Origin of the sequence: Campylobacter ureolyticus ACS-301-V-Sch3b, from assembly GCF_000413435.1 — a bacterium.
Taxonomy (GTDB): Bacteria; Campylobacterota; Campylobacteria; order Campylobacterales; family Campylobacteraceae; genus Campylobacter_B; species Campylobacter_B ureolyticus_A.
Window position 1 is genome coordinate 117,300 of record NZ_KE340327.1, and the last position, 23,835, is coordinate 141,134.

Annotated in this window: 17 protein-coding genes; 8 read left to right on the forward strand and 9 right to left on the reverse strand. The window is 27.8% G+C overall.

Annotated features, from left to right (window positions below; translation table 11 throughout):
* Nucleotide 1: 1 nt before the first annotated feature.
* The 5 genes from HMPREF9309_RS05755 to HMPREF9309_RS05775 are packed head-to-tail and all read right to left on the reverse strand — an operon-like array spanning nt 2 to nt 6,995.
* Nucleotides 2-1,678, reverse strand: coding sequence for an AAA family ATPase (locus tag HMPREF9309_RS05755; protein ID WP_016646978.1), 1,677 nt, complete (start codon nt 1,676-1,678; stop codon nt 2-4).
* Nucleotides 1,641-2,885, reverse strand: coding sequence for a tRNA (N(6)-L-threonylcarbamoyladenosine(37)-C(2))-methylthiotransferase MtaB (gene mtaB, locus HMPREF9309_RS05760; protein WP_231370851.1), 1,245 nt, complete (start codon nt 2,883-2,885; stop codon nt 1,641-1,643). Before mtaB ends, HMPREF9309_RS05755 begins: the two co-directional genes overlap by 38 nt.
* Nucleotides 2,885-4,549 (reverse strand): mechanosensitive ion channel family protein, encoded by a 1,665-nt coding sequence (locus HMPREF9309_RS05765; protein ID WP_016646980.1) that lies wholly within the window; start codon nt 4,547-4,549, stop codon nt 2,885-2,887. Before HMPREF9309_RS05765 ends, mtaB begins: the two co-directional genes overlap by 1 nt.
* On the reverse strand, nt 4,546-5,568 hold the full coding sequence (gene aroB / locus HMPREF9309_RS05770) for a 3-dehydroquinate synthase (protein ID WP_016646981.1): 1,023 nt from the start codon (nt 5,566-5,568) through the stop codon (nt 4,546-4,548). Before aroB ends, HMPREF9309_RS05765 begins: the two co-directional genes overlap by 4 nt.
* 11 nt (nt 5,569-5,579) lie before the next feature.
* Nucleotides 5,580-6,995: a hypothetical protein gene (locus tag HMPREF9309_RS05775; RefSeq protein ID WP_016646982.1), complete on the reverse strand. Its 1,416-nt coding sequence runs from the start codon at nt 6,993-6,995 to the stop codon at nt 5,580-5,582.
* 36 nt (nt 6,996-7,031) lie between these two features.
* Here HMPREF9309_RS05775 and tgt point away from each other — a divergent pair, with 36 nt between their 5' ends.
* Nucleotides 7,032-8,153 carry a tRNA guanosine(34) transglycosylase Tgt gene (gene tgt, locus HMPREF9309_RS05780; protein ID WP_016646983.1) on the forward strand — a complete coding sequence of 374 codons (1,122 nt, stop codon included), beginning with the start codon at nt 7,032-7,034 and terminating at the stop codon, nt 8,151-8,153.
* Between the two features lie 85 nt (nt 8,154-8,238).
* Here tgt and HMPREF9309_RS05785 read toward each other — a convergent pair whose 3' ends face one another.
* On the reverse strand, nt 8,239-10,815 hold the full coding sequence (locus HMPREF9309_RS05785; RefSeq protein ID WP_016646984.1) for a hypothetical protein: 2,577 nt from the start codon (nt 10,813-10,815) through the stop codon (nt 8,239-8,241).
* Nucleotides 10,816-11,026: 211 nt separating this feature from the next.
* Here HMPREF9309_RS05785 and groES point away from each other — a divergent pair, with 211 nt between their 5' ends.
* From groES to HMPREF9309_RS05800, 3 genes are all read left to right on the forward strand, one after another.
* Nucleotides 11,027-11,296, forward strand: coding sequence for a co-chaperone GroES (gene groES / locus HMPREF9309_RS05790; RefSeq protein ID WP_016646985.1), 270 nt, complete (start codon nt 11,027-11,029; stop codon nt 11,294-11,296).
* Nucleotides 11,297-11,310: 14 nt separating this feature from the next.
* A complete protein-coding gene (gene groL, locus HMPREF9309_RS05795; RefSeq protein ID WP_016646986.1) occupies nt 11,311-12,951 on the forward strand; it encodes a chaperonin GroEL in 1,641 nt (546 codons plus the stop codon).
* A 94-nt stretch (nt 12,952-13,045) separates the two neighbouring features.
* On the forward strand, nt 13,046-13,615 hold the full coding sequence (locus HMPREF9309_RS05800) for a phosphoesterase (protein ID WP_034907890.1): 570 nt from the start codon (nt 13,046-13,048) through the stop codon (nt 13,613-13,615).
* An 83-nt stretch (nt 13,616-13,698) separates the two neighbouring features.
* Here HMPREF9309_RS05800 and hcp read toward each other — a convergent pair whose 3' ends face one another.
* A complete protein-coding gene (hcp, locus tag HMPREF9309_RS05805; RefSeq protein ID WP_016646988.1) occupies nt 13,699-15,027 on the reverse strand; it encodes a hydroxylamine reductase in 1,329 nt (442 codons plus the stop codon).
* 715 nt (nt 15,028-15,742) lie between these two features.
* Between hcp and HMPREF9309_RS05815 the strand changes: the two genes are divergently transcribed.
* Nucleotides 15,743-16,030, forward strand: a complete 288-nt coding sequence (locus tag HMPREF9309_RS05815) for a DUF3298 domain-containing protein (protein ID WP_155827357.1) — start codon at nt 15,743-15,745, stop codon at nt 16,028-16,030.
* A gap of 120 nt (nt 16,031-16,150) precedes the next feature.
* Here HMPREF9309_RS05815 and HMPREF9309_RS05820 read toward each other — a convergent pair whose 3' ends face one another.
* Both HMPREF9309_RS05820 and HMPREF9309_RS05825 read right to left on the reverse strand, forming a co-directional pair.
* Nucleotides 16,151-17,218, reverse strand: coding sequence for a tyrosine-type recombinase/integrase (locus HMPREF9309_RS05820; RefSeq protein WP_016646991.1), 1,068 nt, complete (start codon nt 17,216-17,218; stop codon nt 16,151-16,153).
* Between the two features lie 45 nt (nt 17,219-17,263).
* A complete protein-coding gene (locus HMPREF9309_RS05825; protein WP_016646992.1) occupies nt 17,264-19,819 on the reverse strand; it encodes a YhdP family protein in 2,556 nt (851 codons plus the stop codon).
* On the opposite strand from HMPREF9309_RS05825, the gene mltG reads away from it, so the two are divergent.
* The 3 genes from mltG to HMPREF9309_RS05840 all read left to right on the forward strand — a co-directional run bounded on the left by mltG (nt 19,770) and on the right by HMPREF9309_RS05840 (nt 23,827).
* A complete protein-coding gene (gene mltG / locus HMPREF9309_RS05830) occupies nt 19,770-20,729 on the forward strand; it encodes an endolytic transglycosylase MltG (RefSeq protein ID WP_034907892.1) in 960 nt (319 codons plus the stop codon). The genes HMPREF9309_RS05825 and mltG overlap by 50 nt on opposite strands.
* Before the next feature lie 88 nt (nt 20,730-20,817).
* Nucleotides 20,818-22,977, forward strand: a complete 2,160-nt coding sequence (locus HMPREF9309_RS05835; protein WP_016646994.1) for an NADP-dependent isocitrate dehydrogenase — start codon at nt 20,818-20,820, stop codon at nt 22,975-22,977.
* Nucleotides 22,978-22,981: 4 nt separating this feature from the next.
* The gene (locus tag HMPREF9309_RS05840) at nt 22,982-23,827 is read left to right on the forward strand and encodes a lactate/malate family dehydrogenase (RefSeq protein WP_016646995.1); all 846 of its coding nucleotides are present in this window, start codon (nt 22,982-22,984) and stop codon (nt 23,825-23,827) included.
* Nucleotides 23,828-23,835: the final 8 nt, after the last annotated feature.

Sequence of the window (23,835 nt, forward strand, 5' to 3'; positions counted from 1 at the left end):
CTTAATTGTTATTTTCTTTTAAAATATCTCTTATTATCTCTTTTGAGATAGTCTCAAATGCAAAAAGATGTTTAGTTATCTCAAATAAAGGCTTTTGCATGGTACTTAAAAACTCTTTAATCTCTTTTTCATTTTTATTTAAAATATTTAAAATTTCATTTTGATTTGGCACAATAAACTCACCCATAGAATATTCAAAAATCATCTTATGAGAAAGTTCAAGTGCTTTTTTAATGTCAGATTTTGAGTTATTAAAACTATCATTTTTATAAATTTTAAGAGCATTTACGCCACTTAAATAAACTTTTAGTCTGTTTTCTAAGATACTTTTTGAAACTATTTCTTCATCATCTTTTAAAAAATCATCTTCTAGCAAGTTTATTTTTTCAAACTCTACACCAAACCAATATGCACTAATTGCTTTTGCAGCTTGATAAAGAGCTTGAATTTCTTTTTCTTTTTCGCTTAAAATTAACTCTTTTTTCTTTCCAAATAAAACTTTATTTTTTGTTTTTACAAAGTCATCAAATTCTAAAATTTCGCTTTTTCTTTTTAATGCGTTAATCATAGCTTCATTTACAAAAGTAGCAAGTCCAGCACCGCTAAAACCTACACTTATCCTTGATAATTTACTTAAATCAAGATCAAATTTCTTGCCTCTTAAATAAATTTTTAAAATTTCAATTCTATCTTTGTAGTTTGGCAGTGAAATAAAAACTCTTCTATCAAATCGCCCAGGTCTTAAAAGCGCATCATCAATCATTTCTATTTTATTGGTTGCGCCTATTACAATAACGCCGGAGTTTTCAATAAAGCCATCCATTTCGGTTAAAAGCTGATTTAAAGTAGCTTCTCTTTCATCATTTCTACCTTCGCCTCTACTTTTTCCGATAGCATCAATTTCATCTATAAAAATAATTGATGGAGCATTACTTTTAGCATTTGCAAAAAGTTCTCTTACTTTTTTTGCACCAACTCCAACATACATTTGTGAAAAATTTGCTCCACTTTCATAATAAAATGGCACTCCAGCTTCACCAGCGATTGCTTTTGCTATTAGCGTTTTTCCAACTCCTGGAGGACCTGCCATTAAAAGTCCTTTTGGTAAATTTATACCAAGATTTTTATAAATTTTAGGATTTTTTAAAAAATCAACTATTTCAACGATTTCATCTTTAACTTCGCTAATACCAGCAACATCATCTAAAGTTACATTTGAAATAGCAGGTTTAAAACTATTAGAAAAGTCTATATTATCATTTGCTTCGGCTTTTTTAAGTTGAGTTTTTAAAGATTTTTTTTGTCTAAGATAAAAGTCTAGAATGATAATAAATAAAAAAGATATTAAAAATAAAACTATCATCTGTGATAAAAATGAAGTTTCATCTTTTTGATAAATTCTTGTTTTTTCATAAAGTTCTTTTAAATTTACAGCCTCTTTTAATACTACATATTTTTTGCCATCAAATTTTAAATATATTTTATTGCCATCAATGTTTGCTTTTTGAATTTTGTTACTATTTAAAATTTGGTTGTATTCGTTAAAATTTAAATAAACAGGTCCATTTCTAAAATAGACAAAACTTAAAAGTCCTATTAAAATAAACAAAAATATCAGTGTAATATTTAGTTTATTTAACTTAAAAATTCGTAAAATTTCCTCTTTTTTCAATCTCATATTTTTTTACCTTTATCCAGTTATGGGTAAGATCTTTATCGCTTTTTATGTAAATTTTATTGTAGTATTCATCAAAGCCAGTGAAAAAATCTCCATTTTTTTGTTCAACTAAAACATCTAATTCATTATAGTGTTTTTTTCTAAACTCAAAGTTATTTTGCTCTACGATATCTTGTAAAGTTTTTAATCTTTCTTTTGCTGTTTTTCCATCAACATCTATTTTTAAAGTTGCTGAGTGTGTATCATCTCTTGGTGAGTAGATAAAAGCGTGAATATGTGTTAATGGAAAGTTTTTAAAGTTATTTAAAGCTTCAAGCCAAATTTTATCACTTTCTCCTGGATGACCTACGATAAAATCAGTTCCTAGGGCATATCCTTTGCTAGCAAGTTCATTAAAAAGCTCTATATCTTTAAAAGCTTTATTTCTTCTTCGCATAATTTTTAGCATAGTTTCTGATGTGTGCTGAAGTGCAATATGAAGATGTTTTTCAAGCCACTTCTCATTTAAAAGCTCTTTAAACTCATCATCTATTTGCGATGGCTCTAAACTCCCAAGTCTTATTCTTTTGATGCCATTTATTTGGCTTAATTTTTTAAGAAGTTTTGCAAGACTTGTTTTTGTGTCTTTGCCGTAACTTCCGATATTTGTTCCTGTTAGGACAATTTCACTAAAACCATTATTTGCTAAATTTAAAACTTCTTTTAATATTATAGACTCATCTTTGCTTCTAGCATGTCCTCTAACACTTGGAATTATACAGTAACTGCAGTTAAAATCACAACCTTCTTGTATTTTAACAAAAGCTTTTGTATATTTTTTAAAATTTTTTACTATACTATTTTGACTTTTATTTATATCCCCAAGATCTATAAATTTGACATTTTTTTCTATGATTTCAGTGATATTTTCTTTTTTTGAAGATCCAAAAACCCCAAAAACTTTTCCATTATCAAAAAGTTCTTTTCCTCTATTTATCGCACCACAGCCTGTTAAAAAAACTTTTTTGCCATTTTTATTAGCTCTATTTATATAATTTCTTACATCGCTATCTGCACCATTGGTAACAGTGCAAGAATTTACTACTATTACATCAGCTTTTGTTTCATCGTCGCAAATTTCATGATTTTTAAGTGAGTTTTTCATCACTTCACTATCATAGATATTTGTTCTGCAACCAAAAGTTTTAAAGTAAATTTTCAAATTTATTATCCTTTATCACTAAGTTCTTTATTTTTAAGTTCTTCATTTAAGGCTTTTTTTATCATCTCTTTTTTACTTTCTAAAAGATCTTCTTTTCTAAAAAGTAATGTTTGAGTTGGATATGCTATTTTAATATCATCTTCTTTTTCAAAGGCTTCTAAAATTTCACCAGAAATTGTGCTTCTAAGTCCTAAAGTAGCGTAAGAATCAGTCATATACCAAATACTTATTAAAATACCATACGGTTCAAAAAAATGAAATATTCTTGGTTCAACACTTGGACTTTTTATACTATATTGAGTTCTTAATTTATTCATCTGTTTTTTTGCTATATCTGTATAGCCTTTTGAGTATTGTCTAGCTATATTTTTAACTATGTAGGTTGCTTTTTTATAGTTGCTATCAAAAGTAAGAAGTATATCAATGCCATCCCAAACTGTTTTCATGCCGCTGTGAGTGTAGTTTGATATTAGTTCAGTAAAAATATAATTATTTGGTACAAAGATAATTCTTCCAGCTCTTCTATTTTCTCTTGTAGTCATTGTAACATCTTCATAAATTGTCATTCTAAGAAGCGAAATATCTATGATATCTCCAACATAAATTTCACCATTTGCCTTTCTTGCTTTTATTCTATCGCCAACTCTAAATGTTCCACCTATCATTATAACGCCCCAGCCAAGCATACTCATAAACATATCTTTCATGGCAATCGCAAGACCAGCTGATGCAAAACCTAAAACTGTTACTAAGTAAGAAACATTATCAATATATGCAAAAATTAAAATTAAAATAATTAAGGTAAAATTTAAGAAATTTATAAATTTATTTGCCGTATATGATCGTTCGTTGTCTTTGATTGATTTTTTAACTATAAATTTCAATATAAAAGATAAAAGAAGTATAAAAATAATCCAACCTGCGATACTAAAAGCTCTTTTAAGTTGGATTTTAATATCAGATCTTACTAAATTTATTCTATCATCTATCCTTTTTCCATAAACATCATACGTTGTTTTTCCAAGATTTTTTGCTGATTTAAACTCAGTTATTGTAAAATTTAACTCACTTAAACTTTTAGTTATATTTTCATCATTTGGAATATATGAATTTATTGTCATTAAAATATCATTTTTTTCTTTTAGTTTTTCTACTAAAATCATGATTTGATCAAGTTTAGATCTATACTCATATTTTTCTGAGTTTAACTGTTTTATATATGAAAGTCCTGATAAAATAGTAAAAGGAGTTGTTATTTTTTTATACTCAGGTATGTCTTTTGTTTCAAGAAGCCTAGAAAAAGGCATGCTTTCAAATTCGCTTAATAATAAAATTTGTTCATCATAAATTTTAATATCATCAAGCATAGTTTCTCGTTTATCTTTATTTTTTATATTTTTAATCTGTCTTTCAAGCTCATCTCTCTCTTTTATGAGTTTTTGATAGCTTAGATGATTTTGATACTGAGTAAGCCAAATATTATCTTTTATAGTTTCATCTATGTTTTTTACATCTTTTTGCAAATTTTCAATGATATTTTTAGTAATATTTGCCTCTTTTGTTTGAGCCAGGTTCAAATTTGACAAATTTATATCCAAGCTATTTTCAGTTTTATTTACATCAGCAAAAATAGCTACAAAACTTATGAATAATAAAAATAAAACTCTCATTTAAACTCTTTTAAAACTTCTAAAACAATATCTTTTTTGATATCATCTTTTATGATAAAATTTCCAATACTTTTTGGAAGTATAAATTTTATCTTTCCAAGATTAGTCTTTTTATCTAAGAAAAATAAATTATAAAAAAGATTTTCATCTTCTATTTTATAGCTAATAGGAAGGTTAAATTTCATCAAAGTTTTTTTAATCAAATTTAACTCATCTATGCTAATTAAACCAAGTTTAAAGGCTAAGTGATTTGCCATATTCATACCAATTGCCACAGCTTCACCATGAAGATATTTTTTATAATTTGTTTCATTTTCTATAGCGTGAGCAAATGTGTGACCATAATTTAAAACTGCTCTTATGCCACTTTCTTTTTCATCAAGGCTTACAACTTTTGCTTTTATTTCGTTACATTTTTTAATTATATAGCTTAAGTCTAGCTCATCTTTTGTAAAATAATCAAATAAATTTTTATCAAATGTAATAGCCATTTTTATAGCTTCACTAATTCCAGCATTAAATTCCCTTTTTGGAAGTGTTGATAAATATCTTTCTTCACAATAAACTGCAATTGGCTGATGAAATGAACCAATTAGATTTTTACCAAATTTATTATTAATGCCTGTTTTTCCGCCAACGCTTGCATCAATTTGGGCTAAAAGTGTAGTTGGGATATTTATAAAATTTATTCCTCTTTCATAAATACTTGCTGCAAAGCCAGTTATATCGCTTACTACACCTCCGCCAAATGATATAAGTGTACTTTTTCTATCAAGTTTTGCTATAAAGAGTTGCTCTAAAATATCATTTAAAGTTTTAAAATTTTTATACTCTTCACCATCAGGAATTGAAATTATGTGCAAGTTATCGCATTTTATCTTTGGAAGCAGATCTTTTAGCCAAAGTCCAGCAACTGTTTGGTTTGTAATGATTGCTACTTTGCCTTTTAAATTTATCTCATCTAGTTCATTTATAAAAATTTTATAACTTTTTTCTTTTAAATCTATATTAATTGCCACTTTTTTACCTTTTAAATTTCATAAAAATCCGGGATGAAAAGCTGATAATTTTGACTTATTGCAAAATATAATTCATCTAAATCCTTGCTAAAAACAGAGGTTGGTTTCCTATGTAAAACTTTATCATTAAATGGGACAAAATGCAAGAAATTTTCTTCATTTTTTAATTTTAAAAATGGATTTTGCGCATCATCTTCTATTATAAAAAGTTCTTTTTTGAAAAGTTCTGCTAAGTCTTTATATCTAGCTATTAACTCTTGATTTTTTTCTTGCGCATAATAATGCAGATAAACATCAAGTCCAAGCTGCCCGCAAAGATCAAAAACAACACTTGCTTCACTTGCATTGCTTTTATCACTCATTAAAACAACACCTTTTTTAAGATCTTTCACGTCCCCTTTTCCAAGTGTTAAAACAGGAACTTTTAGCTCATACAAGCTTTTTTTATGTTTTTCGAAAAATGCATTATCTGAAATAACCATACCAACTTTATGTTTTACAATATCGCTTTTCATAATTTCTGGGCTATTTTTTGAATACTCTATTAAAATTTCACAACTTTCATCATCATCAAGTTTTTTTATCTCTTCAAACATTTTTGTTAAAGTAGGGTTTATAACCCTTATATAAAGTTTGTGATTTGTGACTGATTCGTTTAGATATTTTACATTTTTAATTATTTTTTCAAAATCATCTTGGCATAAATTTATCATATCAATTATTAAGTAAAAATTTATTCCAAAAGGAGATGGAAACTGGCCTTTTGACTCTTTTATGGCTTTATAAACATCTTGCAATACACTTGGCTCACCTACAACAAGTAGCGTGTCATTTGGAAAAATCATAGTGCCAAATTGTGCTGTAATGGCTTTATTATGCCTATAAATCATCGGTATTTTAAACTCTTTTTGAGTGCTAAAAAGTCCAATTTTTTTATATGAAAAAGAGCTTCCTATTGGAACTTTAACTTCCATTATTTCACCTTTTCCAAGTCCTATACTATCGGCTAAAATAGGGTGATCTGGAAGATAGCCAATAAGTCTTGAAGAAAGAATTGATAAAGCATCTATTATTTTAGTGTGACTATCATCATCTATTTCATCTAAAAGTCCCCATTGATCTAAAAGATAAATTTCTTTATTTTTATCTATTTTTCTTAAATTTTGATACACGCTAAAAGTATCAATTTTTTCATCCATTATAACCATAAAAATATCAAATTTTTCATGTATACCAAGCCTTAATTTTTCATAGCTTGTTGGATCAAATCTTTGAATTGTTATATTCTCGCCTTTTAGCTTTTGGCTTATTGTAATATCCTTGTAGCTTATTATCGTATATTTGTGCTTTAATGTTTTAAGCTCTATGATAGTTTCTAAGAAATATTTAGCTAAAATGCCATCAGCAATGATTAAAATATTTTTCATTCTTTACTCCAAAATTTAAAAGGATATTATAGCAAAATGGAATTTAATATAGATAAAATAGATGGCAATGCTAGGGCTTGCACGATAAAAACAGCTCATAGCACTATACAAACTCCTATTTTTATGCCAGTTGGCACTGTTGGAGCAGTAAAAAGCTTAGATGCATTTGATCTAATGCAAACTTTAGATGCTAAAATAATTTTAGCAAATACCTATCACATGTATCTTCGCCCAGGTTCAAAAATAGTAAAAAATTTTGGTGGACTTCATGGTTTTACTAAATTTAATAGAAGTTTTTTAACAGATAGTGGTGGATTTCAAGCTTTTAGTTTAAGTGATATTTCAAAACCAGATGAAAATGGGATCAAGTTTAGATCTCATATTGATGGAAGTAAGCACTATTTTACTCCTAAATCAGTTCTTGATACTCAATATGATTTAGGAAGCGATATTATGATGATTTTAGATGATTTAGTAGGACTTCCAGCAACTAAAAAAAGAGTTGATGAAAGTATTAAAAGAACCATTAAATGGGCAAAAGAAGCCATTGATTATCATAAATTAAACCAAAACAAAGGAGTTGGTATAGGTCAAAATCTTTTTGGAATTGTCCAAGGAGGAACTGATTATGAGGCAAGAAAATTTTGTGCTCAAAAGTTATGTGAAATGGAATTTGACGGACTTGCTATTGGCGGACTTAGCGTTGGAGAAAGCAATGAGGAGATGTATGATACGGTTGAAGGAGTCATGCCATTTATTGATAAAAATAGACCAAGATATTTAATGGGAGTAGGAACGCCTGAGGATTTAGTAGAAAACATAGAAAGAGGCGTTGATATGTTTGATTGTGTTATGCCATCAAGAAATGCAAGAAATGGGACTTTATTTACAAGTTTTGGAAAAATAAATATAAAAGGTGCTAAATTTATAAATGACCATGAGCCAGTTGATAAAACATGCAATTGCCATACTTGCAAAAACTACAGCCGTGCATATTTAAACCATCTTTATCGCTCAAAAGAACTTACTTTTTACCGTCTTGCTACGCTTCATAATTTACATTATTATTTAAATTTGGTAAAAGATGCTAGAGAAGCAATTTTAAAAGGAAAATTTAGCGAGTTTAAAAAAGAGTTTTATAGTTTAAGAAGTTTGTAAATTTTATAAATTCTTAAAATTTAAAAATAAAAAATTTAAAATTAGAGTTTTTAAAGGCAGAGTTTTTTCTCTGCCTTTTTTTGTTTTAGAAAAAGCCTTTTAAAAGATTTTTAACCCCATCTTTTAATGAATCTTCTTGGCTATTTTCATTGCTATTTAAATTATTATTAGTATTGTCTTTTTTGCCACCTAAAAGCTTATCAAGCCCCTTATCCAAGACTTTTTCAAGTTTTTGCTCTAAATATTTTGAGCTAACATTTACTTTTGGATCTTTTGTAGTTCCTGTAACATCAGCAGAAATATCTGTTTTTTCAATATTCATTAAAACAGGGATATTTATTTTTGATGTTTTTGTATCAAGAGTTCCTTTTGTTACATTTAAATCCATTTTAGGAGCTTTCATTTGGGATTTAAACTCAACTAAACCTTGATTTATGACACCTTTTACATAAGAGTTATTAAAGATTTCTTTTGTGATATCTTTTTGAGTTGCTATGCTTATGGCTGTTGTTAGCTTGCTTGGAGTTAGGCGACCTTCATTTATATCAACATTAAAATCTCCTTTTTGAGCCAATGTATTATAGTTAAATACCAAATCGCCAATTCCCTCATAAAATTCACCAAAATCAAGCATGTGAGTTAGTTTTTCAATTTTAAATTTATCAAAAGTTGCTTTTAAATTTTCATTTGTTAAATTTGCTTTAAATTTTCCATCAAAAAGATCAGAGTTTGCAGTTGCAACTAGATTTTTAGCATCTTTTTTAATTTCACCATTTAAACCAACACTTCCTACCATCTTTTTTCCAGTAACAAAAGCTAGTTTTGATAAGTCATTTACAAAAGCCTCATAATTTGCATTTAAAGAGTTTTTATTTATATCAAAGTTTCCATTTAGCTTTTTTAAATTTGCTAAGTCTGAGTTGATAACTGCGTTAAAATTTGCTATGGAATTTGCTATGTTTATATCAGAGTTTGCATTTAATTTTATATTTTTTGGAAACTCTTTATTTAGCATTTTGCTTAGTTCTTTATCATTTAATATACTATTTGATAAATTTATATTAGCAGTTCCGTTTAAATTTTTTATATCAATGCTTGAAAGGTTAATTTTAGCTTTTAAATCTCCACTTGCAAGAGGATTTTGACCGATTAAAGCAAATATATCATTTAGCTTTAAGTTATTAACATCAGCGTTTAAATTTAAACCGTTTGAACTGGCTTTTATCTCTCCACCTAAGGTATTAACATTTAAATTTAGACCTTTTAAGGCATTGTTTTTCATGCTAACATCACCACTAGCTTTTAAATTTCCTTTTAAAGTTTGCTTCGTAAATTCCTTTAACTTGCTTAAATCATCAACACTAGCCTTAAAATCTGCCTTTAAGTCTTTTTCCTTTAAATTATAAATAGCTTTTAAATTATCGATTTTAAATAAATTTGATGCTAAATTTGAAACTGAGTTTACAATTCCATTTTCTATTAAAGTTTTTGATGCAATTTCAAAATTATTATTTTGTGGAAAATCTAAATTAGTCATTTTTTTAAGCTCTACTGGATTTATTTTACCATCTATTACATTTAAAATTGTACTTCCTTGAATATTGTTAAAATCATAAACATCATTTATTTTTATTTCACCATTTATTAAACCGCTTATAGCTTTTGGCATTGAGGCAACCCCCATTAATTCAGCGATTTTAATTGAGTTTATCTTTGCATCTAAAATTTTATCTTGCAAGTTTGCATTAACTTCTCCGCCAAATCCAACTAAATTAAACTTTACAAACTCAGGCTTGTTATCAACAACTTTTGTAAAACCATCAACTTTTAAATTTCCATTAAGTTTTTGCTTTGTGAATGGTTCTAAATTTGCCAAATCCAAAATATCAAGGCTAAAATCACTTTCTAAATTTTTATTATCTAGATTAAATTTAGTCTCTTTTGCCTCTATATTTGCTAATTTTGAGTTTAAATTTGAACTTGCTGTAATGATATTATCTTTTAAAGTAATATCTGAGTTTAGATCTAGTGCGATATTGTTTGGAATTGTGATGTTTTTATCTTTTAAGCCATCTTTATTGATTGCTAAATCATTTGATGTGATATTTGCCTCACCAAAACCGTTTTGTATATTTGCAACTGCGTTTATCTTTCCAATTAAAAAAGCTGGTTGATTAGCTAGCTTCATAGCTTTTTGCACATTTAGCCCTTTTGCATCCAAATCAACATCAAAAGGCTTAAGGTCTTTTAAAACAGCTAAAAATCTAACATCACTATCAAGTATTTTGCCAACACCATTTGCGCTAAAATCTTTCATTTTTCCTCTAATTTGACCATTTAAACCCATAGGCTCATCAAGATTAACTTTAAAACTATTTAAATTTTGAATATCAACATTGTAGTCTAAATCAAAACTTTGTGAAAAAAGCGAATATTTACCTTTAACATCAGCATTTATTTCGCCATTTACAATAGCACTTATATCAAGGCTTTTAAAATTTAGATCAAATTTTGTAAGCTCTAAATCAAATCCCGATTTATCCTTTACAGTTTTTTCAATATAAGGTTTTACTAAGTTATTACCAAAACCTGTAAACAATAAGCCGTATAAAACAGCTACGATAAGTATTAAAAAAATACCCAAATATTTGAGTAACTTCATACTTTACTCCTTTTTAAAATTAAATATTAAAATTATATCTTATTTTGGTAAAGAATTAGTTAAGTTGTTTTTATATAAAAAGCTGAGTGTCAAAGACTAAAATATTATGATAAAAATGTAGATAAGTATTGACATGTTTTAAAAAATTGATTATAATTTCATCACTTTAAAACTTAGAGTGCTAAAAAATATAACATAAGAAAGGGAAAAAATGAATTTTCAACCATTAGGAAAACGTGTTTTAGTTAAACGCGAAGAGGAGACAAAAACAACTGCTACAGGTATTATTATACCAGATAATGCAAGCAAAGAAAAGCCATCAAGTGGCGAAGTTATCGCTGTTGGATGCGATGAAGAGTGCAAAGCTATAAAAGTTGGCGATAAAGTTGTTTTTTCTAAATATTCAGGAAGCGAAATTGCTCTTAATGATGAAAAATATTTAGTTTTAAATTTAGAAGATGTTCTTGGAATAATTAAATAGATAAAGGATAAATAATGGCAAAAGATATAATTTACTCAGATGATGCAAGAAACAGACTTTATGAAGGTGTAAAAAAATTAAACGACGCTGTTAAAGTTACAATGGGACCAAGAGGAAGAAATGTTTTAATTCAAAAATCTTTTGGTGCTCCAGCTATTACAAAAGATGGTGTAAGTGTTGCAAAAGAAGTTGAACTAAGCGATACATTGGAAAATATGGGTGCAAGCTTAGTAAAAGAGGTTGCTAATAAAACAAACGATGAAGCAGGTGATGGTACAACAACAGCTACTGTTTTAGCCCATGCAATCTTTAAAGAGGGATTGAGAAACATAACTGCTGGAGCTAATCCAATTGAAGTAAAAAGAGGAATGGATAAAGAAGCTGCTGCAATTATAGAAGAGCTTAAGAAAATTTCAAAACCTGTTAAAGGTAAAAAAGAAATTACTCAAGTTGCAACAATTTCAGCAAATTCAGATGAAAAAATAGGAAATTTAATTGCTGATGCAATGGAAAAAGTTGGAAAAGATGGTGTTATAACCGTTGAAGAGGCAAAATCAATAGATGATGAGCTAAATGTAGTTGAGGGAATGCAATTTGATAGAGGATATTTAAGTCCTTATTTTGTTACAAATGCTGAAAAAATGACAGTTGAGTTAAGCAGTCCTTATATTTTATTATTTGATAAAAAAATTACAAATTTAAAAGATTTGTTACCAGTTCTTGAAAAAGTTCAACAAAGTGGAAAACCTCTTTTAATTATTGCTGAGGATATTGAAGGTGAAGCTTTAGCTACTTTAGTTGTTAATAAACTAAGAGGTGTGTTAAATATATCAGCTGTTAAAGCTCCTGGATTTGGTGATAGAAGAAAAGCAATGCTTGAGGATATTGCTATTTTAACAGGTGGAAATGTAGTAAGTGAAGAGCTTGGAAGAACACTTGATAGTGTAACTTTAGAGGATTTAGGCGAAGCAGAAAGCATAAATATAGATAAAGATAACACAACTATTGTAAATGGAAAAGGTGATAAAGCTGCAATTAATGCAAGAATAGCTCAAATAAAAGCACAAATAATAGAAACAACAAGTGATTATGATAAAGAAAAACTTGAAGAAAGACTTGCAAAATTAAGTGGTGGTGTGGCTGTTATAAAAGTAGGTGCTGCAACTGAAACTGAAATGAAAGAGAAAAAAGATAGAGTTGATGATGCACTAAATGCTACAAAAGCTGCTGCTGAAGAAGGTATAGTAATAGGCGGTGGAGCAGCACTTGTTTGTGCAAGTAAAAAAGTAAACTTAAATCTTTGTGGTGATGAAAAAATCGGAGCTGATATTGTAAAAAGAGCTTTGGTATCTCCACTTAGACAAATTGCTTCAAATGCTGGATTTGACGCAGGTGTAGTATCACATGAGATTATGAATTCAAAAGATAATGAATTAGGCTTTGATGCAGTTAGCGGAAAATATGTAAATATGTTTGAAGAAGGAATTATTGATCCTGTTAAAGTATCAAGAATTGCACTTCAAAATGCAGTAAGTGTTGCAAGTATGCTTCTAACAACAGAGGCTACAATTAGTGATATAAAAGAAGATAAACCAGCAATGCCAGATATGAGCGGCATGGGTGGCGGAATGGGAGGAATGGGTGGAATGATGTAGTTTTAACTACTCAAATAACCTATTTTTCTTATTTGGTGCGAGAGTTTTACTCTTGCACCGCTACTTCTTTTATTCTTATTTTAATGGTTTTATTTTGATTTATTTTACTTCAGATTTACATCTTGGGCATAAAAATATAATGAAGTATTGTCCAAATTTTAGGAATTTTCAAAGCGTTGATGAGATGGATGATTATCTCGTATATTTATGGAATAAAACTGTAACGCCTGATGATGAAATTTATAATTTAGGTGATTTTTCATTTTATAACAGTGTGGAAAAAACAGAGCAAATTTTAACAAGACTTAATGGCAAACACAGTTTAGTCCTTGGAAATCACGATAATTTAATAAATAAAAATAAAGACTTATTTAAAAATTTTATTTTATTTCATTATCCAATTTTAGAATGGGATAAAAAAGATCATGGAAGTGTTTTACTTTATGGACATTTACATGATAATTTGGCAAATATAAAGGGTAGGGCGTTAAATGTGGGGTATGATTTACATGGTAAAATTTTAAGTGTTTATGATGTAATTGAGTTTGTAAAAGATGTAAAAACTTTAGAAAATCACCACTCATCAAAACTTTGCTCAATAAATCAGAATTTAGATGATAGAAAAAATTTAATTAAAACAATTATAAAAAAGATAAATCAGTAAAACAAAATTACAAATTCACAAAGATATAATGCGTATAAATTTACGCATTATATTATGTATTATTCTAAATTTAAACTATACTATTAGTTTTTCAAAAATTTAACTAGGTCTGCTTTGGCATCACCACTTATTAAAGATAGATTGAAATTTTTCACTAAAAAATCAAGTATTTCGTCATTTATAAACTCAGGTAAACTTGGTCCTATATGGATATTTTTAACGCCTAAATACAATAACGCAATTAAAATAATAACTGCTTTTTGTTCCATCCACATCAAAACTATGGAAATTGGAAGATCGTTTATAGCTATTCCTGTCGCCTCGCTTAGTGCTGTTGCGATTTTAACGGCACCGTTGCTGTCGTTGCACTGCCCTAAATCAATATATCTTGGAATTTTTGTGCCTTCTATTAAGCCAAAATCAACATCATTAAATCTAAATTTGCCACAACTTGATGTTAAAATTACGCAGTCTTTTGGCAGACTTAGAGCCAAATCTCTATAGTAATTTCTATCATTTCCAGGTGCATCACATCCTGCAATTACAAAAAATCTTCTAATCTTACCAGAAGTTACAGCTTTTAAAATTTCATCGGACATATTTAAAATGCTCTTATAATGCCCACCAGTTACCAAAGTAGCATCGCTTTGAAAGCCACTTATATCATCACATTCTAAAGCTTTATTAATTAGTGGTGTAAAATCATCATTTTCAATATGCCTAATTCCATCTGTTCCAGCGATACTATAACCAAAAAGTCTATCTTTATACTCGCAACTTTTTCTAAGTGGAACTATGCAATTTGTTGTCATCAAAATCGCACCTTTAAACTCATTAAAAAGTTTTGTTTGATCAAACCACGCCTTGCCGATATTCCCCTTTAAATGTGGATATTTTTTAAGCTCTGGATAAGCGTGAGCTGGCAGCATTTCAGAGTGGGTGTAGATATTTATACCTTTATTTTTAGTAGCATCAAGCAATTTTTTTAAGGCAAAAAGGTTGTGTCCGCTTACTAAAATAGCTTTTCCACAAGCTTTGTTTTGTGTGATTTTAACAGGTGATGGAATGCCAAAAGCATTGGTATGAGCTTGGCTTAATATATCCATTATTTTAACTCCTGCCTCACCAACTTTTAAAAGTTGTTTGATATGCTCATCAAAATTAAAATTTGAATTTGTCAAGGTAAAATAAAGCGTATCGGCTATGATTTTATCAACTTCGCTTGTATTTGCACCAAGTTCGTTTGCGTGGTGACGATATGCACTCATTCCTTTTAATCCAAAAATCATCATATCTTGCAAATTTGCTAATGTACTATTTTTACCACAGGTACCTTTGCTTTGACCTTTTGAGCCACAGCCATTTGGAGCACTCATTTCACATTGATGACAAAACATTTCTAAACCGCTCATCTTTTCTCCTTTTAAATAAAATTAGACAATAATATAGTAAAATTTTTGCTAAGTCATTGACTGAAATCAAAAATTTAGTTACAAATAATTTGTTTTCTAAAAAGGAGAATTTATGAGAGCTTTTATATGGCTGTTTTGTTTGGTTGTAGTTTTATTTAGTTTGGAGATAAAAGATTAAGCGAGTTTTGTTTATAAAAATGATAAAGTTCAAATTTATCTAAATTCAGATGAAAATTCTACAAAAGGTCATATTTTCTACGATAATAAAGAGCATTTTTTTAATGCTGAAAATTTTAAGGGCTCGGAAGTAAATTTGATATATGACGATGATGAAAAAATAAATATAAATTTTGTTTATGATGGATTGATTTTTGAAAAAAGAGGCGTTTTACAATCTTTAAAATTATATAAAAAGTTTAATTTTTTAGCCTTAAATTCCATTTTTGACAATGGTAGTAATGTAAAATTAAATATAGCAAAAATTTATTATTTCAAGGTGATAAAAAACTATTGAAAATGAGTTAAAAAGCAGTTATAAAAAAGAGCTTGATTATTTTTTAAATGAATTTGGTAGCGATTTATCAGATAATTTTCCTTTTACCTATGAAACAGAAAAAAAAGTGGGAATTTATTACACTAATGATAATTTTAGTGTTTTTAAAAACTTTTTTTATATTTATAGTGGTGGTTGCTCATGGTATGTATTCGCTTAATTATGAGACATTTTACAGAGGTAAAAAAAATCACGCTTGACGAAATTTTAGTAAAAAATGAAAAACTTAGACTTAAAATTTGGGATAAAGTTAAAGAAAATGCTTACATAGAAGAAAATGAATTTAAAATAACTGAAAATTTTAAGCTAAATCCTTATGGTATAGCTTTTGTCTATGCACCTTATGGAGTCGCTCCATACTCTTTTGGAAGCCTTGAGGCATTTTTTACATTTGATGAGATAAGTGAGTTTTTAAAAGATGAGTTTAAAGACACAAATTTGTTTTTATAAATTTATATATTAAAACTTTAAATCTAACTATAAAATTTGGGTTAAATTTTACTTAGTTTAACCCAAAACAGCTTTTATGCTTCATTTTAACTTCTGCCCAGCTTAAATTTTACTAAAATTTCATTCTATTTTCGATAAATCATCGGCTACTTTTGCAGCAAGTCTTAGTTTATCACTACTAAAATGTGTGTAAATTCTAGAAGTATTTAAACTAGCATGTCCTAAAGCCTCTTGGACTAAAACTAAATCTTTTTGTTTTTTATAAAGCATGGTTGCAAAAGTATGACGAAGCATATGAGCGCCATTTTTAGCTTTTCTAATCCCAGCTTTAAATAAAATTTGCTCTACGATACGGCTGATATATGCCTGAGTTAGCGGTTTTCCTTTTCCATTTACAAACAAATATCCATCTTTATTTAGGTAATTTGTCTTTAAATTTATTAAGTGTTCTTCAATTAGATGTTTTTTTATCATGACAATCCTATATTTATTTCCTTTTCCTCGTATTCGTATCACATATAAATCCCCATCTTCGCTAAAATCTTTTTCTTTTAAATTTATAGCTTCACTTACTCTAATTCCTGTAAAAATTATTATTTTTATAATTAATTTATTTCTATGGTCATTTGCCTTAAAGTCACTCTCTTCAATTGCTTCTAAAAACTCTTTTACCTCATCTTCACTCATGTATTCAGGTAGTTTTTGTCCAGCATTTCCACTTACCCCACCCCAGTTTTTTAACTCAATTCCGTAGTTGTGAGAAGTCCCATTTTCTTCATTTTGTTTATCTAAATATGTAAAAAAATTAATTACTGCAATCCTATAATTTTTCTTAGTTGCATCACTAAGCCCACCTGTAACGCTAGCTAAAATTTCACTTAAAAACTCCTCATTTATCTCTTTTAAACTATTTATTTCATAATAAATTATGGCTTTTGCAACCTTTTTTAATGGATTAAAATATGTATTTACTCCTGCAATTCCTGCATTTCTTGCTTCTTTTACAAGACCATCAAGTTCTTTAAAATTTTCAACTCCTTTTATAAGGCGTAAATTTACACTATTTAAAGCTTTTGGATCTTTTAATTCTTTATTCGAAAGAGAACTTAATTTATATCTTACAAATTTGCAAAGCCAAAAAATTAGCGAGTTTTCAACACTGTCTTTATAATCAAGCTTATATTTCAAATTTGGTCCTTTTGAAAAATTTTATATTAAAAATTATACCATTTTCTACTCAAATAAAGTAAAAGGAAGCTCGAGTGTATTTTTAATAATATTAAGTGGTGAAAGTAGGGCATCTTGTAAAACTTTATTTGAGTAATTAGGACTATCAAGAGTTCCTCTTATCTTAACAACTGTTGAAATAGAGCGATCTTTTCCAAGAATTATTTGATTTACCAAAGGAATGCTTGCAATAATTGAACTTGCATCTTTTAAGTATTTTACCTCAATATCTAAATCAATCTCTTTTGTTTTTAAATTTATCGTTCCAACTCCACCCATATCAGCAGTTGAGCCTTTAAAATCCATAGCTTGCACATAAATAATATCACCTTTTTTTATAAAAAGAACTTTACCTCTTTTTACATTAAAACCTTTGTTGTTAAAATCTGGTGTTTTTAGCTTTAAAAGCGATGGAATGCTATCTAAAAAAGATAAAAGTCGCTGATATAAAACCAAATCTGTTAAATATGTATCATTCATTAAAATTTCACCTCTAAACTCATCAATGCTTTTTCCAAAAACTTTTATATTAAATTCCCCACCTTCAAAGCTTTTTGATTTTAAAAAATTATTTAAACTTTGAGAGTTTAGATTAAGTCCAGTTGCAGATAAAATTTCAGGTGTTATTTGAAGAGTTAGATTTCCTTGTGGGACCAAATTTGCATCAAATTTTATATTTTTGTTGTCTAAATTTCCTTTGAAGCTACTTAAATTTAAAGTTTTATTTATATCTTTTAAAATAATATCAGAATTTTTTCCGCTTATATTTATTTTTGGAAAGTTAGTTTGCGATGAACTGTTTTTATCATATTTTAACTCAAAATCAAGCCCGTTTATATCCAAATACATATCTTTTTTGCTTTGTTTAAAGTTTAAATAACTTGTATTTGCATAAATTTCACCATTTTTATAATTGATATAAATTTCATCACTATCATATTTACTTCCATCTTTTTTGTATAAAGGCAGATCAAAAATAGTGTCTTTTATATCTATTTTATAGTCTTTAAAATCTTTTGTATTTACTACTAAATTGCCATTTTTAAAACCTAAATCAGTAAGGATTTTAGAATATTGAATCAAGTCTTTTAAGCTATTAACTTCAATTTCATTTGTTTTATCAAATTTGATTTTTGTATTTAGCTCAGGTATTTCAAGCAAAACTGCTGGTTTTGAAAAATCTAATTTTAAATCAGAACTAAAATTTTTTCTTTTAAAAATATCATTTATAAAAACCTCTTCAAAATTTGCAATGAGGTTAGCTTTTGAGTCTTTTGTATCGATTTTACCTTTTAAATTTGAAGCTTTAAAAAGCTCTTTATTAGAAATATTTGAAGCGTTTAGGTCAATTTGAGAATTTTTTATTAAAACTTCTAAATTTTGGACATTAAATTTAGCCCCTGATATTAAAATATCACTGTTTTTTAAAACTGAATTTGTCAAAACATTAAGCTTGTGAGGATGGGCTTGAATATGTAGTAAAACCTCTGTTTTGCTATCGCCATTTTGTTGTAAAATTGGCAGATTGATATCATAAGCTTTTAATAAATTTAAAACTTCATTATCAACCAAACTATTGGTTTTTATATCGACTATAATTTTTGTTGTTCCATCCATTATATTTAAAATATCAACTTTTGATCCATTTAAATCTTTGTTTTGGTAAGTAGGTTCAAATAAATCAAAATAGATATTTCCATTTTCAAGCGCTATATCAGCGCTTTTTACAACAGCACTTGGAAGTTTTTCATTAAATGTTACATTTAGATCATAAGCCTTTGCAAAACCATTCATTTTATTTAGTTTATAGTCCAAATTTACTATATCAATCATCCCATTTAGATATTTGATATCATAATACTTTGCTATTATTTTTCCATAAATCCAATCTTTTAAGTGTTGATCCATCCCGGTTTTAAAACCAAGCTCATCCATAAAATTTTTAATGCTAGTTGCGGTTGCGCTTTTTATCTCATATTTTAAAAGTCCATTTTTTATACTAAAATCAAGCTTTCCATTTATTTCATGTGTTAAAAAAAATCCATCAAAGTTGTATGATTTATTCAGTAAATTTATATATCCGCTTCCTGCTATAACTAAATCAAAATCCTTAAAAGAAAGCTCGCTTATTGCGATATCATAACTATTTTCTTTAGGTATTATTTCTATATCTATTTTTAAAAACTCAGTATCAAAATAAAAAATATTGTCTTTAAAAAGTGCAGTTATGTTGTTGTTTCCAATCTCAACATTTTCTAAATTAATCTCTTCAAAAAATCTATTTAAATAGACAATATAACTAAAAATTTTATCTAAATCTAAAGCACTAAACTCTTTTTTTTCATCATTTTTATTTAAATTCTTTTTTATTTTTAAGTTTTTTGCATTTATTATAAGCTTTTTATCAAATTTTATATATAATCTTTCGATATGTATATTATCGCGGTCGATATTTCCTATATTTATCCCGTTTTTTAATATGACAAAAAACACTGAAAGGATTATTGCTAAAATGACTACGATCGTTAGAGTAATTTTTGCTATTTTTGATATAATTCTCATCTTTATCCTTGCTATTTTGACAGATTTAACAGCCAAAACCTCCTTTAAAGGTGAAATTTTTATCCCAAAAGGAAGTGCTACCAAAATTATATCAAATCTATCACAGCAAAATTTAAATGTAACTAAATTTGATCCTAAAATTTTAGAATTTATTGGAACTGTAAAAAGCGGATATTTAGATCTTGGAGATAAAAATTTAACTAAAATAGATCTTTTTTATAAGTTAACTACCGCAAAGCCTGTTATGAGTGATATCATAATAATTCCAGGCGAAACAACTGTGGTTTTTTTACAAGAAATCGCAAAAAAAGAAAATCTTGATTTTAATAAATTAGAGCTTGAATACAATAAAACTGCCCCATTTTATGAGGGTTTTTTAATCCCTGAAACATATCATTTAGCAAAAGGCTATGATGAAAAAGAGTTAATTTCAGTTTTAGTTAAAAACTCACTTAAAATACACAAAAATTTAATTAATAACTATAAAAAAGAGTATTATAAAAATATAGAATCCAATGAATGGAAAAATATATTGGCAAAAGCTTCAGTTATACAAAAAGAAGCAGCAAATAAAGATGAGATGAAAATAGTTAGCTCAGTTATTGACAACCGCCTTGATAAAGGCATGAGACTTCAAATGGATGGAACTCTTAATTATGGTAAATTTTCACATATAAAAATCACTCCTGATAGGATAAGAAATGATGAGAGTAAATTTAATACTTATTTAAATGATGGGCTTCCACCGATTGTTTGTATGGTTAGTATTGAGGCAATTGATGCGGCTATAAATCCGGCAAAAACCGAGTATTTGTATTTTATGCGTGATAAAAGGACTAATAAACATATTTTTACAAAAACGCATGGTGAGCATTTAAAACAAGTTAATATACAAAGAAATCTAAAGTAATGTTTAAGATAAAATTTATTACAAATTTATTATTTTAACTTTATGATAAATTTGGTAAAATGATAATAAAAATAAAAAAGGAGTAAGAATGAGTGATATTGTTTATACCTATACCGATGAAGCACCAGCTTTAGCAACTTTTTCACTATACCCAATAATTGAAAATTTTTTAAGTAAAGCAGGTGTTAGCATAGAAATGGTTGACATTTCTCTTGCAGGGCGAGTTCTAGCAGCTTTTAGTGATGAGTTAAATTTAAATATTAATGATGATTTAAAATTTTTAGGAAAATTAACAGAAGATAAAAACGCAAATATTATAAAACTTCCAAATATTTCAGCTTCTATCCCGCAACTTAATGCTTGCATAAAAGAGCTTCAAGAAAAAGGTTTTAATGTTCCAAATTTTGTAAATGAGCCAAAAAACGATGAAGAAAAAACTATAAAAGAAAAATATTTAAAAGTTTTAGGAAGCGCTGTAAATCCTGTTTTAAGACAAGGAAATAGCATAAGAACAGCTGCAAAAGCAGTAAAAAACTATGCTAAAACTCATCCACATAATAATGGCATTTGGAATAAAAATGTAAAAACTGAAATTTTTTATATGGATAAAGGAGATTTTTACTCAAATGAAAAATCTACTGTATTTAAAAATGATACAACTTTAACCATTAAATTTACAGCCGATAACAAAAAAGAAAAAATTTTAAAAAATGATTTAAGAATTTCAAAAAATGAAGTAGTTGATGCAACTTTTATGAGTGCAAAAGAACTTGATAAATTTATTGAAAAAAGTTTAGATTATGCTCTACAAAACAATCTTTTATACTCAGTTCATTTAAAAGCTACAATGATGAAAGTAAGTGATCCAGTGATTTTTGGACATTTTGTAAAAGAATTTTTTAAAGTAGTTTTTAATGAGTATAAACTTGAGTTTGAAAAACTTGGAATAAATGAAAACAACGGACTAAAAGATCTATTTGAAAGACTTGAAAACTCAAAATTAAAAGATGAAATTTTATCTAAATTTGATGAAATTTATAAAACTAGACCAAATTTGGCAATGGTTGATAGCGATAAAGGAATTACAAATTTACATGTTCCAAGCGATGTTATAATTGATGCATCAATTCCTGCAATGTTGCGAAATAGTGGTAAAATGTGGGATAAAAATGGTGAGTTAAAAGAGTGCTTAGCTGTAATTCCTGATAAAACTTATGCTGTAGTTTATGAAAGCATGCTAAATGACTTAAAGAAAAATGGATCACTTGATCCAAGTATTATAGGAAGTGTTACAAATGTTGGGCTAATGGCTAAAAAAGCTGAAGAATACGGAAGTCATGATAAAACTTTTGTTATAGAAGAAGATGGAAAAATAGAAGTTTTTGATAAAAAAGAGAAATATTTTGAGTTTGAAGTTAAAAAAGGCGATATTTTTAGAATGACAACTGTTAAAGATGAGGCTATAAAAAACTGGATAAAAATAGCTTTTGATTTAGCAAAAGAAAAAGATATTAAACCTATTTTTTGGCTTGATAAAAACAGAGCCCACGATAATAACTTAATAAAAATTATAAAAAATGAAGTTAAAGACAGTAAAGAGTACGAAATTTTAGCACCAAAAGACGCACTCATAAAAACAAATGAAATTATTAGAAGTGGAAAAGATGCGATTAGCGTAACTGGAAATGTTTTAAGAGATTATTTAACTGACCTTTATCCTATATTAGAACTTGGCACAAGTGCAAAAATGCTTTCAATAGTACCACTTTTAAATGGTGGTGGCATGTTTGAAACAGGAGCTGGTGGCTCAGCACCAAAACACGCAGAACAACTTTTAAATGAAAATCACCTTAGATGGGATAGCTTAGGGGAATTTATGGCTTTGGCACAGAGTTTAAAATATCTAGATAAACCAAAAGCCAAAATACTTGGTGCTGCGCTTGATGATGCGATTTGTAAATTTTTAGAAAATGATAAATCCCCAAAAAGAAAAGTAGGAGAACCTGATACTAGAAATAGTCATTTTTATTTAGCTTTATATTTTGCAGATGAGCTTTTAAAAACTGATTTGAAAAAAGAATTTGAAATTTTAGCAAAAGAGTTAAAAGAAAATGAAAAAATAATAAATGATGAACTTTTAAAAGTTCAAGGAAAAGGTGCTGATTTAGGAGGGTATTATAAATTTGATCCTAAAAAAGCTGAAGAAATTTTAAGACCAAGTAAAACTTTAAATAAAATAATAGGATAATTGTATGAAAATAGGAATAATCGGAGCTGGGAATATCGGCTCAAATATAGCTTCTTTGTTAATTTCACAAGATTTAGCAAGTGAAATTTTACTAATTGATATAAATGAAAAACTCGCACTTGGTAAAATGCTTGATTTAAGTACTTTAAGTGTGATTTTAGATAAAAATATCAAAATAAACTCTACGCTTGATTATAGTAAATTAAAAGATTTTGATATTGTTGTTATAACAGCTGGAATTACTAGAAAAGAAGGGCAAAGCAGAGAAGAGTTGGCTAAAATAAATGCCTCAATAGTAGGGGAAACTTCAAAAAAAATAGCTGAGTTTTCTCCAAATGCTATTATTATAGTTGTCACAAATCCACTTGATTTAATGGTTTATGCATGTTATAAAAATAGTGGCTTTAATAAAAATAAAATCATAGGAATGGCAGGAGAGTTAGATAGTGCAAGAGCAAAGTTAAATTTAGCAAAGCTTAAAAATATTTCTCCAACCAGTGCAAAAATAAATGTTTTTGGAATGCATAATGATGAGATGATAATTCAAACTAGCCAAGATGTAACTAAAGATGAATTTCAAACTATAAAAGATGAAACGATAAATGCCGGAGCAAATATAACAAAACTATTAGGCACATCTGCATATTATGCACCAGCAGCAGCTGTTGTTAAGATGATAAAAGCTATTAAAAATGGAGGAAATGTTATTGCCTCTGTTTTGGATGATAATGAGATATGTTTTGGAAAAGAGATAAAACTTAGTAAAAAAGGTGTTGAAAAAATAGTAGAAAATGAAGTTTATAAAAGTGTTGATACTTCAAATTTTATAAAATTAAAAAAGAGCTTATAAGGGAATTT